This is a genomic window from Nonomuraea aurantiaca (assembly GCF_020215705.1).
Lineage (GTDB): Bacteria > Actinomycetota > Actinomycetes > Streptosporangiales > Streptosporangiaceae > Nonomuraea > Nonomuraea aurantiaca.
In genome coordinates, this window is the sequence record NZ_JAIWNB010000004.1 from 257946 (window position 1) to 272821 (window position 14876).

The 14876-nt window shown below is 67.3% G+C and carries 15 protein-coding genes; 6 read left to right on the plus strand and 9 right to left on the minus strand.

The features are described from left to right. Positions 1 to 12 precede the first annotated feature (12 nt). The 3 genes from LDL49_RS13055 to prcB form a co-directional block, all read right to left on the minus strand. On the minus strand, positions 13 to 528 hold the full coding sequence (locus LDL49_RS13055) for a hypothetical protein (protein ID WP_225291268.1): 516 nt from the start codon (positions 526 to 528) through the stop codon (positions 13 to 15). Positions 529 to 747: 219 nt separating this feature from the next. Continuing rightward, entirely contained in the window at positions 748 to 1548 is an 801-nt protein-coding gene (gene prcA / locus LDL49_RS13060; RefSeq protein WP_225291441.1) for a proteasome subunit alpha, read from the minus strand. 20 nt (positions 1549 to 1568) lie between these two features. Beyond that, positions 1569 to 2417, minus strand: a complete 849-nt coding sequence (prcB, locus tag LDL49_RS13065; RefSeq protein WP_372470358.1) for a proteasome subunit beta — start codon at positions 2415 to 2417, stop codon at positions 1569 to 1571. 172 nt (positions 2418 to 2589) lie between these two features. Here prcB and LDL49_RS13070 point away from each other — a divergent pair, with 172 nt between their 5' ends. The 5 genes from LDL49_RS13070 to LDL49_RS13090 are packed head-to-tail and all read left to right on the plus strand — an operon-like array spanning position 2590 to position 7122. Beyond that, positions 2590 to 3954 (plus strand): extracellular solute-binding protein, encoded by a 1365-nt coding sequence (locus tag LDL49_RS13070; protein WP_225291269.1) that lies wholly within the window; start codon positions 2590 to 2592, stop codon positions 3952 to 3954. Positions 3955 to 3960: 6 nt separating this feature from the next. Continuing rightward, positions 3961 to 4863 carry a carbohydrate ABC transporter permease gene (locus LDL49_RS13075; RefSeq protein ID WP_225291270.1) on the plus strand — a complete coding sequence of 301 codons (903 nt, stop codon included), beginning with the start codon at positions 3961 to 3963 and terminating at the stop codon, positions 4861 to 4863. Continuing rightward, positions 4860 to 5678, plus strand: coding sequence for a carbohydrate ABC transporter permease (locus LDL49_RS13080; RefSeq protein WP_225291271.1), 819 nt, complete (start codon positions 4860 to 4862; stop codon positions 5676 to 5678). Before LDL49_RS13075 ends, LDL49_RS13080 begins: the two co-directional genes overlap by 4 nt. Positions 5679 to 5711: 33 nt before the next feature. Further along, a complete protein-coding gene (locus LDL49_RS13085; protein ID WP_225291272.1) occupies positions 5712 to 6014 on the plus strand; it encodes a hypothetical protein in 303 nt (100 codons plus the stop codon). A gap of 49 nt (positions 6015 to 6063) precedes the next feature. Further along, positions 6064 to 7122, plus strand: a complete 1059-nt coding sequence (locus tag LDL49_RS13090) for a DNA polymerase IV (RefSeq protein ID WP_225291273.1) — start codon at positions 6064 to 6066, stop codon at positions 7120 to 7122. Here LDL49_RS13090 and LDL49_RS13095 read toward each other — a convergent pair. After that, complete coding sequence (locus LDL49_RS13095) at positions 7098 to 7775, minus strand: endonuclease domain-containing protein (protein ID WP_225291443.1); 678 nt, start codon at positions 7773 to 7775, stop codon at positions 7098 to 7100. The genes LDL49_RS13090 and LDL49_RS13095 overlap by 25 nt on opposite strands. A 348-nt stretch (positions 7776 to 8123) precedes the next feature. Continuing rightward, positions 8124 to 8333, minus strand: a complete 210-nt coding sequence (locus LDL49_RS13100) for a ubiquitin-like protein Pup (protein ID WP_225291274.1) — start codon at positions 8331 to 8333, stop codon at positions 8124 to 8126. A 150-nt stretch (positions 8334 to 8483) separates the two neighbouring features. Here LDL49_RS13100 and LDL49_RS13105 point away from each other — a divergent pair, with 150 nt between their 5' ends. Beyond that, positions 8484 to 8888 carry a hypothetical protein gene (locus tag LDL49_RS13105; protein ID WP_225291275.1) on the plus strand — a complete coding sequence of 135 codons (405 nt, stop codon included), beginning with the start codon at positions 8484 to 8486 and terminating at the stop codon, positions 8886 to 8888. Positions 8889 to 9171: 283 nt separating this feature from the next. On the opposite strand, the gene dop is transcribed toward LDL49_RS13105, so the two are convergent. The 4 genes from dop to LDL49_RS13125 form a co-directional block, all read right to left on the minus strand. Next, positions 9172 to 10686 (minus strand): depupylase/deamidase Dop, encoded by a 1515-nt coding sequence (dop, locus tag LDL49_RS13110; RefSeq protein ID WP_263654939.1) that lies wholly within the window; start codon positions 10684 to 10686, stop codon positions 9172 to 9174. A gap of 86 nt (positions 10687 to 10772) precedes the next feature. After that, positions 10773 to 11897: an acyltransferase family protein gene (locus tag LDL49_RS13115; RefSeq protein WP_225291276.1), complete on the minus strand. Its 1125-nt coding sequence runs from the start codon at positions 11895 to 11897 to the stop codon at positions 10773 to 10775. A 137-nt stretch (positions 11898 to 12034) separates the two neighbouring features. Then, positions 12035 to 13798 carry a proteasome ATPase gene (arc, locus tag LDL49_RS13120; RefSeq protein WP_225291277.1) on the minus strand — a complete coding sequence of 588 codons (1764 nt, stop codon included), beginning with the start codon at positions 13796 to 13798 and terminating at the stop codon, positions 12035 to 12037. Positions 13799 to 14002: 204 nt separating this feature from the next. Further along, the gene (locus tag LDL49_RS13125) at positions 14003 to 14854 is read right to left on the minus strand and encodes a tRNA (adenine-N1)-methyltransferase (protein ID WP_225291278.1); all 852 of its coding nucleotides are present in this window, start codon (positions 14852 to 14854) and stop codon (positions 14003 to 14005) included. Between the last annotated feature and the right edge of the window lie 22 nt (positions 14855 to 14876).

Below are 14876 nucleotides of genomic sequence, written 5' to 3' on the forward strand. Positions count from 1 at the left end.
CCTCTTGGAGCGTCAGGGGGTGTAGATCTCCTGGACCTTGACGATCTCACCCTTGTAGACCGTGATCAGCGACGGGTGGGCGGCGCGCTTGTGCCGCTTGATCAGGACGGACCGCGAGCAGCGCTTGCTGCCGAGAGCGTCCTTCCTGCCGACCGTGAGGTCACCTTCGGCCACCTTGCAGCCGAAGGCCGAGAGGAACACCACGTTCTTGGCGATCCGCGACGAGTAGGCCATCGCGTCACCCTCGGGCGGAGTGACGAACTGCCCCTCCGTCATGGTGCCCTTCTTCCACTTGACCGGTGTGTACTCGGCGGTGTCGCCGCTGAGGTGCGTGATCAGGCCGCGCAGGATGCCGTCGTGGCGGGAGGAGATGTGCTTGGTGAAGTCGTGCTTCGGGTCGGCCTGGAAGGTCGTGCCGAAGGTCTTGGGCGCCTTGAACGTGGGGAAGCCCGTGGTGGCGGCGTTCGCGGCGGTCGTGGCCGTGAGGACGACGGTCGCGGCGGCGGCGCCCGCGAGGAGGGTACGCATTGGGTTCTTCACGCCTTCTGAGATCCCCGTTTCCGCCCGGCGGTTCGCCCAAATACCTGTGAACCAGGTCACACTGCCCCATGGCCTGCCGGACATGAAAAAGCTCGGACGGGCGACGACCGCCCGCCCGAGCAGGACGAGATCAGCGCACCCGAGCCGCGCACCCGTGGCCATCGGCTCGTCGGCCATGACCGGCTGCGCACGCCCGGAGGCGGTGGCCTAGAGCGGCGGCGAGCCGTCGTCGACGTCGCCCTCGGGACCGGTCGGGGGAGGGGTGTCGGAGCCGGGCTCGGATTCGAGCGGAGAGCCGCCGGCGGCGGGCGGGGTAGCGGCGGGCGGGGCGGCGGCGAGAAGACGCTCCAGGCGCGGACCCGCGAGCCGCTGGAACTTGCGGTGCTCACGGTTGCGGTCCAGCACCGCCACCTCCAGCTGCCCCACCGGCGGGCGCTCCCCACCGGGCTCCGTGAGCGCCGTCAGCGCCACCTCCAGCGCGTCGGCCAGCGGCATGCCCTCCCGGTAGCCCTCCTTCAGCCGCGTCGCCACCGCCTCTGCCTGGCCGCCCATCGCCGCGAAGCCGTGCTCGTCGAAGACGGACCCGTCGAAGGTCAGCCGGTAGATCGCGTCACCCTCCGGCGTGTCACCCACCTCGGCCACCACGACCTCCACCTCGAGCGACTTGATCGACTCGGTGAAGATGCGGCCCAGGTTGGAGGCGTAGAGGTTGGCCAGCCCACGACCCGTCACATCGGAGCGGTCGTAGGTGTAGCCGTTGATGTCGGCGTAGCGGATGCCGCCCAGCCGGAGCTCCTCGAACTCGTTGTAACGGCCCACCGCCGCGAACCCGATGCGGTCGTAGATCTCACTGACCTTGTGCAGCGCCCGCGACGGGTTGGGCGCGACGAAAAGGATGCCGTCCTCGTACTGCAGCACGACGACGCTGCGGCCCCGCGCGATGCCTTTGCGCGCGTAGTCGGCCTTGTCCCGCATGATCTGCTCAGGGGACGCATATCCAAAAGGCATGGACACGGATGGAGTCCTTTCTAGCGCAGCGGGGCGATGGGGCCGTCAGGGGAGATGAGGCGCAGTTCGAGCATCTGCTCGACGTAGCCGGCCACCTCGTCGTCCGACAACCGGCGGAAGCCGTCGGCGTCGATCACCGAGACGATCGGCCAGATCTTCCGCGTCACATCAGGCCCGCCGGTGGCCGAATCGTCGTCCGCCGCGTCGTACAGCGACTGGATCAACGCCATCACCGTGTCGTCCGCCGACATCCCGTCGCGATAGAGCTTCTTCAGCGCCCCCCGCGCGAAGATCGAGCCGGAGCCGATCGCGTCGAACCGGTCACGCTCATAGGGGCCGCCCGCCACGTCGTAGCTGAAGATCCGCCCGCCGTCGCGATCCGCGTCATAGGCGGCGAACAGCGGCACCACCACCAGCCCCTGCATCGCCATGCCGAGATTGCCGCGGATCATCGCGGCCAGCCGGTTGGCCTTGCCGTTGACCGATAGCGTGCGGCCCTCCAGCTTCTCGTAGTGCTCCAGCTCGACCCGGTAGAGCCTGGCCATCTCGATGCCCGTGCTGGCCGTGCCGGCGATGCCCATGCACGAATAATCGTCGGTCCTGAACACCTTCTCCACGTCACGCTGAGAAATGATGTTGCCGGACGTCGCCCGCCGGTCGCCCGCCATGACCACGCCACCCGCGAACGTGGCGGCGACGATCGTGGTCGCGTGCGGAACCTGGTCGCCGATCGGCGTGGCCAGAACCTCACCACGCACCGGAAGCAGCCCTGGCGCGCGCGAACCGACGAACTCGGTGAACGAGGAACTTCCGGTGTTGTGGAAAAGCTGGTCCATCAAGCCGACGGGCAGATCCCTGTGCGATGCCACGCGACTCCCTCCCAAACGTCACTGTCCCTAAAGGGGACCCTACTCATGTTGCGTCGCTGTCTGCACTTCCCACGATCAGCCCACGGCGAACCGTTCACCAGATCGTTTCTTTACGCCCAGAAGAGGCCGTGCGATTGTCGGTACGTCTGCACGTCCTGAACAGGAGGCCGACATGCGGCTCCCCAGCCGACCTGCGGTGATCGCGGCTCTCGCCATCGTGGCACTCTGCTCCTGCGGGCCCGGCGCGCCCGCCGGAAGGGAAGACGTCACCCTCGTCATCGCCGCCAACTCCATCTCCGGCGGCAAGAACTCCGAGTCCGCCGACTGGATCAAGCGGTGGGTGATCCCCGGCTTCGAGCAGACCCACCACGACGTCAAGGTGCTCTTCCAGCCCAGCGGCGTCGACGACGAGCAGTACAAGACCAAGATCGCGCTCGACCTCAAGGCGAAGGCCGGAGCCGACATCATCGACCTCGACGGCATCTGGGTCGGCGAGTTCGCCCAGGCCGGCTACATCAAGCCGCTCACCGACGTGGGCGGGCCCGCCGTCGGCTCCTGGGAGGGCTGGTCGCAGATCCCGCAGGCCGTACAGGGGCTCGGCGTCTTCGACGGCAAGAAGTACGGCCTGCCCCAGGGCACCGACGGCCGCGTCCTGTTCTACAACAAGACCCTGTTCAAGAAGGCCGGACTGCCCGACCCATGGCAGCCGACGAACTGGGAGGACATCCTGACGGCCGGCGCCAGGCTGAAGGCCGCGGGCGTACCCACCCCCATCCAGATCAACGCCGGCACCGCGATGGGCGAGGCCACCACCATGCAGGGCGTCCTCCCCCTCCTCGCCGCCGCCGGATCCGAGATCTACGCCGACGGCAAGTGGACCGGCGCCACCCGGGCCATGAAGGACGTCCTCGGCTTCTACCAGCGCCTCTACACCTCCGGGCTCAGCGACCCCAAACTGCAGCAGGAGGCCAAGGGCCGCGACAAGTCCTTCACCCAGTTCGCCGCCGGCAAGATCGGCATCCTGGCCGAGAGCGACTACTTCTGGCGATCCGTCATCGAACCGAAGGCCGGGGTCGCCCCCATGGCGGACCGCGACTCGGCCGTCGGCTTCGCCGAGATCCCCGCCAAGAACCCCGGCGGCGCCATCCGCGGCCAGGACTTCGCCAGCATGTCCGGGGGCGCCGTACGGGTGCTGAACCCCTTCTCCAAGAACCCCAAGCTGGCCTGGGAACTCCTCGCGTTCATGCACTCCGCGGCGGCCACCAAGGCGCAACTGGCCGGGCAGGCCCGGATCAGCTCCCGCGGCGACGTCAACAGCGAGGTCCTCACCGCCGACCCGATGCTGAAGTACATCGCCGACAAGGTGCTGCCCATCACCGCCTACCGCCCCGGCCTCGCCGTCTACCCCCAGGTCTCCGTCGCCCTCCAGGAGGCCACCGCGGCGATCGTCAGCGGCAAGAGCCCCGACGAGGCCGCCGCCACCTACCAGACCAAGCTGGAGAGCCTGGTAGGCGGCGCGGACCACGTCGTCGGCTGAGGGGTCATGAATACCGACGCGGCCGGGCTGGGCAGGGCCAGAGCGGTGGGGTTCGTCCTGCCCGCTCTCGTCCTCATCGGCGTCTTCCTCGTCTTCCCCGCCCTCTGGACGATCTACCTCGGCCTCACCGACTATCGCCTCACCGGCCTGGCCGCCGCCGATCCCCAGCTCGTCGGCCTGGACAACTACACCACCACGCTGACCGACCCGCGCTTCCTCAGCTCGCTGTGGCTCACCGTCGTCTACGTCGGCGGCTCGGCCGTCCTCGGCCAGGCCGGGCTCGGCTTCACCCTCGCCTGGCTGCTGCGCACCCGCCACGGGCCGCTACGACGCGCCGTCGAAGGCGTCGTACTGCTGTCGTGGATCCTGCCCAGCACGGTCGTCGGCTTCCTCTGGTTCGCCCTGCTCGACCGCGACGACGGCACGCTCAACGCGCTCCTGCGCACGCCCGGCATGGGCTGGCTGCTGGACTACCCGCTGGCGTCCATCATCGTCTTCAACGTCTGGCGCGGCACCGCCTTCTCGATGATGCTGTACGCCGCCGCGCTGGAGAACGTGCCACCCTCCCACCTCGAGACCGCCCGCCTGGCCGGCGCCTCCGTGCCGCAGCAGCTGCGCGACGTCGTCCTCCCGCTCATCCGGCGGCACGTGCTGACGAACCTGCTGCTGATCAGCCTCTGGACGTTCAACGACTTCACCCCGTTCGTCCTCACCGGCGGCGGGCCGGAAGGACGCTCGGAGATCCTGCCCGTCTACGTCTACAACATCGCCCTCAAAGGCGGCGAACTCGGCGTGGGCGCCGCCGTGTCCTTCCTCATCCTGCTCATCAACCTCCTCTTCGCCCTGGCGTACCTGCGACTGCTGCGCGGCCGAGGCCGGCGCCGCGCGGCGGGAAGGCCACCGGCATGATCCGGCACACCATCGGACGGCTCGCCGCCACCGTGTTCATCGCCGTCGTCCTGGCCTTCTTCGCGCTGCCCATGCTCTGGCTGGCCAGCGCCCCCTTCGACGCCGCCCCGGCGATCACCACCTCCATCCCGGACTTCACCCTGAGCAACTTTTCCGCCATCCTGGACAACCCCTACGCGCTCGGCTCCATCCGCAACTCCCTCATCCAGGGCGGCGGCGCGGCCGCGCTCGTCGTCGTCCTGGCCGCCCTCGCCGCCTACGCCCTGTCCAGGGTCCGCGTCCCCGGCCGCGACGTGCTGCTCTATCTGCTCCTGCTGCTGTCGTCCGTCGTCACCGGCACCGCCGCCATGGTGCCCATCTTCGAACTCGCCACCAGGCTCGACCTCATCGACACCCACCTCGGCGTCATCCTCGTCGTCTCCGGTGGCCTGCTGCCCGCCGCCATCTTCATCCTCAAGGACTTCATGGACGAGACGCCGACCACCTACGAGGAGTCGGCGCGCGTCTTCGGCGCCTCATCCCTGCAGATCCTCCGGCACATCGTGATCCCCCTGGTGCGACCCGGCCTGGCCACCATCGCCGTCTGGGCGCTGGCCAGCGTGTGGGGCGGATTCCTGTTCCAGTTCATCCTGCTGCGCGACCCCGGCAAGGCCCCCGGCTCGGTCATCCTCTACACCCTCTACACCGAGGGCGGCTCGCCCAGACTCGAGCTCATCTCCACCTTCTCGCTGCTCTACTCGCTCCCGGTGGTGGCGATGTACCTGTTCGTCTCCCAGCGGTACGGCTTCCGCTTCCACGGAGGGATCAAACGGTGATCTCGCCGCACGGCCTCACGCGGCTCCACCCCCATGAACCCGCTGCCCGGCCAGATCACCTCCGGCACCCTCCCCGCCCCCGCGGGCATCGCCGACGGGGATCTCGTGTACGGAGCGCGTCCCGAATATCTGGAACTCCTGCTTGAAGCCCGCCCGACGCCTTCCCCGGCACGTCTCCGTCTGGAGAACCTCGGCACCAGCACCCTGGTCACCTGGAGACGGACGACACCCTCATCCAGGCCGTCGTCCCCGAAGGCGACGAACCCCCCATCGGCACCCCCCGCCTGGGCGCTCCCCCGCCGCTCACTCCTCTACCGCGACGACCGCCTCCCCTGAGAGACGTGTCCACCAAGGACCGGGACCTGCACGTCCTACTCTGAGAAGCGTGTCCACCAAGGACTGGGTCCTGCACGTCGACCTCGACCAGTTCATCGCCGCCGTCGAGATCCTGCGCCACCCCGAACTCCGCGGCAGACCCGTCGTGGTCGGCGGCTCCGGCGACCCCACCCAGCCGCGCACCGTCGCCGCCACCGCCACCTACGAAGCCCGCGAACACGGCGTCCACTCCGGCATGCCGCTCCGTACCGCGCTCAAACGCTGCCCCGACGCCGTCTTCCTGCCCAGCGACCCGCCCGCCTACGAGGCGGCGTCCGAGCGGGTCATGGCCACGCTGCGCGGGTTTCCCGTCCTGGTCGAGATCTGGGGCTGGGACGAGGCGTTCATCGGAGCCAGGACCGACGACCCCGAGGCGCTGGCGGCCGCCCTCCAGCAGGCCGTCCTGACCGAAACCGCCTTGTCCTGCTCCGTCGGCATCGGCGACAACAAGCACCAGGCCAAACTCGCCTCCGCCTTCGCCAAACCCGCCGGGATCTACCGTCTCACCGGCGACAACTGGGCCGAGATCATGAACGACCGGCCCACCGACGCGCTCTGGGGCATCGGCGCCAAGACCGCCAAAAAGCTCGCCGAGCTGGGACTCGACACGGTCGCCCAACTCGCCGCCGCCGACCCCACCGACCTGGCCCGCCGCTTCGGCCCCACCAACGGCCCCTGGTATCGCTATCTCGCCCTCGGCAAGGGCGAAGCCGAGGTCGTCACCACTCCCTGGGTCGCCCGCGGCCACAGCCGCGAGATCACCTTCCCGCACGACCTCACCGACAGAACCGAAATATCCACCCACATAGCCACGCTGGCCCGACAGGTCGCCTCAGACGCGACCGCCGCGGGACGGTCGATCGTCCGTGTCTCGGTGAAGGTGCGATTCGCGCCCTTCCTCACCCGCAGCCGCCAGTCGAAGCTCCCCTCACCCACCACAGACGCGGCCGAGCTGTCCCGCGCCGCCCTCACCGTGCTCGACCGCTTCGACCTCGACCGGCCGGTCCGCCTCCTCGGCGTGGCCGTCGAATACGCCCCACCGGATCAGACCCGGACCGCTCGCTCATAGAATTCGGACCGCATCTCCTCGTCGGCACGGATGAACTCCTGGATCTCCTCCTCAGACACATCCTCGATGTCCTGCCACTCCACCGTCGCCTCGATGTAGGCCAACGCCCGCCACGCCACACCCGGATCGTCCCTGAACTGGCCGATGCCGGTGTTGCACGGCAGGCAGAGCGCGTAGCGCACATCGCCCGTGCGGTGACAGTGATCGACATGCTCGGGCGAACGGTCCCAGCAGACCACGCACAACCCGTACTGATCGACCACCATGCGCTCGACATCCTCATGCCGCATGCCGTAACGCTGGGTCAGGTGGTAAGTCCTCGTCGGCGCCACCGACTCCGGACGCTGCTGCGGCGGGATCACGAACTCGGGCCAGAGGATCTCCCCGTCCAGATAGAGGGCGGCGAGTTCGAGCAACACGGTGTTGTCACCGAAATGCCCCAGCCCGTTGTTGCAGTTGAAACAGAGAACACCCCGCACCAGGCCGCTCTGGTGGCAGTGGTCGACGAACGTGCCGGGGACCGTGCGGCAGATGGCGCAGAGCCCGCCCTGCTCGGCGAGCGTCCGCTCGAAGTCGTCCTCCGTGATGCCGTAGCGGTGTTTAAGCAGGTAGTTCCGCTCACTCCCGTGGTTCTTGATCTTGTTTTCCCGCATCGCCACGCTGTGGCACGGTTTGCAGTAGGGAGTAAGTCCAGATTTTTCCGCACGGTTGCGCCCGAACTCCGCAACAGCCTTCACTTCCCGACAGCGAGGACAGTATTTGTGCCCTGGAGGCACTTCGACCGCCTCGCGGACACTCTTACCCTGCTCACCACGACGCTTGCGATAGCTCTGAGTGGACCGCACCCGGAAGCAGCCCTTGCAGTACCGCGCAAGCCCATCGCTCTGTCGCTTGTTCAGCCCGAACTCAGAGACCCCCTTCACCTCCTTACAGTCCGGACACCACTTCACTCCTTCAGGCGTTCCCACCCCATTCCCCCCGATTTCGATGTCCGTTTTGCCCTACTCTCCGCCCTTTTGGACGTAGCTGCGCACGAATTCCTCTGCGTTCTCTTCGAGAACTTCGTCGATTTCGTCCAGAATTGCGTCGACATCGTCGGTCAGCTTCTCCTGGCGCTCCTGCACGTCCGGCGCCGCCGAGGCCTCGGTCTCCTCGACCTCGCTCTCGCGCCGACCGGCCTGCTTCTGGCCACCCGTGTCCTTGCTTGCCATGTCCTACCTACCTCCGCTTGGGGGACTGCTCTCTAGGCATATCTTCCCCGAACCGGGCGACATTTCGCGCCCAAGGCCCCGCGATCTTGCCGACTTGACTAGATAGTTCCCCTATCCAATAATGAGGCCCCTGCCCTACAGGAGGTTTCGATGTCCCCCTCGTCTCTGAGCACGGCAGGTGTGCTCCTCATCACAGTCCCGGCGGTGGCGTTCGGCGGCCTCTCGCTGCTGACGTTCCTCATGCGAAACGTGCCCGGCTACAACGACAACCCGGTGCGCCGCAGCCTCTGGCGGGCCGGTCACGCTCACGCGGGCGTGCTGGTGCTGTTCAGCCTCGTGTCGATGCTCTACGTGGATCAGACGGACCTTTCGGACGGCCTGAAGAGCCTGGTCCGCGTCCTCATCGTGGCCGCCCCGATCCTCATGCCGCTCGGCTTCTTCCTGTCGGTGGTCCGTCCCAGTGACACCAAGCCGAGCAAGCTCATCGGGCTGACGGTGGTGGGCGGCGCGGCGCTGGCGGTGGGCACGCTGACGCTGGGCATCGGCCTGCTCTGACGGGACGTCGCCGGTGCCGGAATCCGCTCGCTCTGACGGGACGCCTCCGGGTGCCGGAAGGGAACGTCCATGGCCGGGAGCGCGACGTGACGGCGGCCGGCCATGTATCGCCGGAGAAGCGTTCCCCTGGACGGGGCCCGGCCACGTGCGCGCGTTGGCGCCTTCCCGTGCTTTGCCGTAAAAAATCGGCCTGTAAAGAGCCAGCCCCCGATGGAGCTGTACGGAGTCGACCCCCCATCTGGAGCCTGTACGGAGTCAGCCGCCAGATGGAGCCGTACGGCGGCTAGTCTCCGCCGGTGAGGGCGGCGACCAGGTCGGCGGCGGTGCGGCAGCGGTCGAAGAGCTCGCCCACGTGGGCCTTGGTGCCGCGCAGCGGTTCGAGGGTCGGCACGCGCTGGAGGGACTCGCGGCCCGGGATGTCGAAGATGACCGAGTCCCACGAGGCGGCCGCCACGGACTCGCTGTACTGGCGCAGGCAGCGGCCGCGGAAGTAGGCGCGGGTGTCGGTGGGCGGGTTCTCGACGGCGCGCTGGACGTCGTCCTCGGTGACCAGGCGCTGCATGCGTCCGCGGGCGACGAGGCGGTTGTAGAGGCCGCGGTCGGGGCGGATGTCGGAGTATTGCAGGTCGACGAGTTGCAGCCGGGGGTGTGACCAGGTGAGCGAGTCGCGGGTGCGGTAGCCCTCGAGGAGTTCGAGTTTGGCGACCCAGTCGAGTTCGCGGGAGAGCTGCATGGGGTCTTCGGCCAGGCGGGTGAGGACGGATTCCCAGCGGTCGAGGATGTCCTTGTTCATCTCTTCCTGGGCGGTGCCGCGTTCCTCGACGTACTTGCGGGCCTGCTCGAGATACTCCATCTGCAGCTGGATGGCGGTGAGCTTGCGGCCGTCGCGCAGGGGGATCTCGTAGCGGCAGGTGGGGTCGTGGGAGACCGCGCGCAGAGCTTGTACGGGGTTCTCGACGGCGAGGTCGCGGCTGAGGAAGCCGTCCTCGATCATGGCGAGGACGAGGGCAGTGGAGCCCAACTTCAGGTATGTCGAAATTTCCGACATGTTGGCGTCGCCGATGATCACGTGCAGTCGCCGGTACTTCTCCGGGTCGGCGTGCGGCTCGTCCCTGGTGTTGATGATCGGCCGCTTGAGCGTGGTCTCCAGGCCCACCTCGACCTCGAAGAAGTCGGCCCGCTGGCTGATCTGGAAGCCTTCGCCGCGCGAGTCCTGTCCGATGCCGACCTTGCCCGCGCCCACGACGACCTGGCGGGAGACGAAGAACGGGGTGAGGTGGCGGACGATGTCGGCGAAGGGGGTGGCGCGCCGCATGAGGTAGTTCTCGTGGCAGCCGTAGCTGGCGCCCTTGGCGTCGGTGTTGTTCTTGTAGAGCTGGATGGGGGCGTTGGACGGGATTGCGGAGGCCCGCTGGGCGGCGTCGTACATGACGCGTTCGCCGGCCTTGTCCCAGATGACGGCGGCGCGCGGGTTGGTGCATTCGGGGGTGGAGTATTCGGGGTGGGCGTGGTCGACGTAGAGCCTGGCGCCATTGGTGAGGATGACGTTGGCGAGGCCGAGGTCCTCGTCGGTGAGCTGGCTGGGGTCGGCGACCTCTCTGGCCAGGTCGAAGCCGCGAGCGTCGCGGAGTGGGTTCTCCTCTTCGAAGTCCCACCTCGCCCTGCGCGCTCTGGCGGCGGAGGCCGCCAGGTAGGCGTTCACCACCTGCGAGGACGTGACCATCGCGTTGGCGCCTGGCTGACCTGGTACGGAGATGCCGTACTCGGTCTCGATGCCCATCACCCGACGCACCGTCATGCAACACCCTCTGTTCGTCCGGATCTGCCTATCCGCCGTTTATATGCCCGAGCCTATGCCCTTCACAGTGCCCCAGGGTCACAGAGTTATGGCACCGCAGTCTTTTCCACCTTTATGGAAGGGGGTGGGGGGGATTGTGGACGTACCCGGGGCTTAAGAAGACGCTGGATGGGGCGTTCGGCAAGGGAGTAGACAAGGTAGGACACGAGCACGGCCGCGAGCGTGGTGGTGAGTGCGGCGGCCCAGGGGGCCATCCTGGGGGCCAGGACGGGGATGAGAGCCACGGCGACGACCGAGTGGAAGAGGTAGAGCGGGTAGGTCGTCGCGCCGAGCGCGGTGAGCGTTCTGGACGGTCGTAGCCGGAACACGCCGAGGGCGACGAACGACATCGCGGCGAAGATGACCGTGATGGTGATGATCACGCTGAGGTCGCTGACGGGCATGCTCTTGAATCCGGCGACCTTGATCCGGCCGTGGACGCGTTCGAGCGCGGAGTACACCGCCAGGACGTAGCCGCAGGCGACGTAGAGCCAGGGAAGCACGGCGTTGCGGTGCTTGTGGATGAGATAGAGGGCCATGCCGACGGCGAAGTAGGGGGCGTAGCGGGGCATGACGATCTCGTTGAGCACCTCGTTGCCGAGCAGTTCGGCGCCGAGCGCGGCGGCCAGCCAGACACCGGCGAAGATCAGGACGCGGCCGTAGGTGACACCGATGATCACGAGAATGGCCATGAGCAGATAGAAGCGGAGTTCGGCCCAGAGCGACCAGTAGACGCCGCTGGCATCCACGATCTTGAACAGCCGCTGGAACATACTGGCGTTCACCAGATACTCGCCCGGCGAAAGCTTGGGGTCGAGCGCCTTGACGCCGGTGAGGCCGTAGAGAGCGGCGACGGCGGCGAGGCTGAGCCAGTAGGCCGGGTAGAGCCGGACGAACCTGCTGCGGGCGAACGCTCCGAGCCCTCTCCCCCACGCGCTCATGAGGATGACGAAGCCGCTGATGACGAAGAACAACTCCACGCCCAGGATGCCGAGCCCGGCTAACGGGGCGACGGCGGGGAACAGCTCGGCGGGCCGGTCTCCCCAGACCGAGGCGAACGCGATCAGGTAGTGGAAGGCCAGCACCGCGAGGGCGGCGACGAACCTGAGCAGATCGAGTTCGGCCAGCCGGCCTTCTCCGCGCGAGTTCCTCGGCCGGTTGGGTGGTTGCACGCCCTGTTGGACGGCACAACGATCACTTCGGTTCCGTTGGTCCCAATTTTCACAGGGGTCCCTCGGCGCGGCGGTGAAGATGAGGCGGCATGAGAAGGGGCCGCGCGGGGATCCGCGCGGCCCTTCTCAGCAGCTTCTTACAGGTATTGGCCGGTGTTGGCGACGGTGTCGATGGACCGACCCGCCTCCGCGCCCTGCTTGCCCGACACGAGCGTGCGGATGTAGACGATCCGTTCGCCCTTCTTGCCGGAGATGCGGGCCCAGTCGTCGGGGTTGGTGGTGTTGGGCAGGTCCTCGTTCTCGGAGAACTCGTCCACGCAGGCCGTGAGCAGGTGCTGCACCCGCAGGCCCTTCTGGCCGCTCTCGAGGAACTGCTTGATGGCCATCTTCTTGCCCCGGTCGACGATGTTCTGGATCATCGCGCCGGAGTTGAAGTCCTTGAAGTAGAGGACTTCCTTGTCGCCGTTGGCGTAGGTCACCTCGAGGAAGCGGTTCTCTTCGCTCTCGGTGTACATGCGCTCCACGACGCTCTGGATCATGCCGTGAATGGTGCCTTCGCGAGAACCGCTGTGCTCCGCGAGGTCGTCGGGGTGCAGCGGCAGCTCGGAGATGAGGTACTTGGAGAAGATGTCCTTCGCCGCTTCGGCGTCGGGCCGCTCGATCTTGATCTTGACGTCCAGGCGGCCGGGCCGCAGGATCGCCGGGTCGATCATGTCCTCGCGGTTGGAGGCGCCGATGACGATGACGTTTTCCAGGCCCTCGACACCGTCGATCTCCGACAGGAGCTGGGGAACGATGGTGTTCTCGACGTCCGAGGAGACGCCGGAGCCTCGGGTGCGGAAGATCGAGTCCATCTCGTCGAAGAACACGATCACCGGGGTGCCCTCTGAGGCCTTCTCGCGAGCCCGCTGGAAGACCAGGCGGATGTGCCGCTCGGTCTCGCCGACGTACTTGTTGAGCAGCTCGGGGCCCTTGATGTTGAGGAAGAAGCTCTTGCCTTCCTGGCCGGTGCGCTCCGCGACCTGCTTGGCCAGGGAGTTGGCGACGGCCTTGGCGATGAGCGTCTTGCCGCAGCCGGGCGGGCCGTAGAGCAGAACGCCCTTGGGCGGGCGCAGCTTGTGCTCGCGGAACAGGTCGGCGTGCAGGTAGGGCAGCTCGATGGCGTCCCTGATCTGCTCGATCTGCCTCATCAGGCCACCGATCTCCTCGTAGGAGATGTCGGGGACCTCTTCGAGCACGAGCTCTTCGACTTCGGACTTGGGAATCCGCTCGTAGACGTAGCCGGAGCGGGGTTCGAGCAGCAGCGAGTCGCCCGCCCTGATCGGCTGCCCGACCAGTGACTCGGCGAGACGTACGACGCGCTCCTCGTCCGCGTGCGAGATGACCAGTGCGCGCTGCCCCTGGTCGAGGAGCTCTTTGAGCATCACGATCTCGCCGACCTCTTCGTAGCCGAGGGCTTCGACCACGTTGAGCGCCTCGTTCAGCATGACCTCCTGGCCACGCCGGAGCGAGTCGACGTCGACGGCGGGGCTGACGTTCACCCGCAGCTTGCGGCCGCCGGTGAACACCTCGATCGTGCCGTCTTCTCTGGCCTCCAGGAAGGTGCCGAACCCGGATGGCGGCTGTGCCAGCCGGTCAACTTCTTCCTTGAGGGCAACGATCTGGTCCCTGGCCTCCTTGAGTGTGGCGACCAGGCGCTCGTTCTGGCCGGTGACGGCCGCGAGGTTCGCCTGCGCCTCGTGGAGACGCTCTTCAAGGACTCTGGCCTGACGGGGTGACTCGGCCAGCTTCCGCCTCAGCGCGGTGATCTCCTCTTGGAGGAAGGAGACCTGTGTTGAAAGATCAGCGACCTCCCGTTCGCGCTGCGCGGCTCGAGCCTCAGCATCATCGCGAGCTGCCACGCCCCGTCACCTCCTTCCCAGTCGAGGGCGACTACTAAGGACCTTACCTATCTCGGGCCCCTCCGTAACCTGGCCGGGCAGTGTTCGTCGTGTGACATTCAGTGTTCGGCGAATAATCCCTAATAGTGCGTTTAATACTGGCAGCATAGGAACACGGCGATCTGTTCCCGTGTCACGCACCAACGCACCCTCGTGGCCAAATTGTCATAGTTCTTCAGTGGTCCCCTTCGGTCGTCGGCGGCGTGGTGGCGGTGCCACACCGTCCGCCATGCGACGGGCGCTGACGAGGAAACCGGTGTGGCCGATCATCCGATGATCCGGTCTCACCGCGAGCCCTTCGACATGCCAGTCGCGAACCAGGGTCTCCCACGCATGGGGCTCGGTGAAACTCCCGTGATCGCGAATGGCCTCGACGGTCTTGGACATCTGGGTCGTCGTGGCCACGTAGCAGCAGATGACGCCGCCCGGTGTGAGGGCCTTGGCGGCGGCGTCGACGCACTCCCACGGGGCGAGCATGTCGAGGATGACGCGATCGACGTCCACCTCGTCGATCGAGGCCACCAGGTCGCCGACGACGAGCCGCCAGGTGTCGTCCATGGGGCCGCCGTAGAACTTCTCCACGTTCTTGCGCGCGACGTCGGCGAACTCCTCGCGCCGCTCGTAGGAGGTGACGTGGCCCTCGGGACCCACGGCGCGCAGCAGGAAGCAGGTCAGCGCGCCGGAGCCGACCCCCGCCTCGATCACCCGGGCGCCGGGGAAGACGTCGGCCATGCCGACGATCTGCGCGGCGTCCTTGGGGTAGATCACGGCGGCGCCGCGCGGCATGGCCAGGGTGTAGTCCTGCAGCAGGTGGCGGAAGGCGAGGTATTGGGTGCCGCCGGAGGAGCGCACCACGGAGCCTTCGGGCTGCCCGATCAGGTCGCTGTGGGGGATGGCGCCCTTGTGCGTGTGGAAGACGCCGTCCTCTTTGAGCGTGATCGTGTGGCGCTTGTTCTTGGGGTCGGTGAGCTGCACCTGATCCCCCGCCTGGAACGGCCCATGCCTGCGGAAACCCATGTCGGCAAGGTTATAGGGCTTT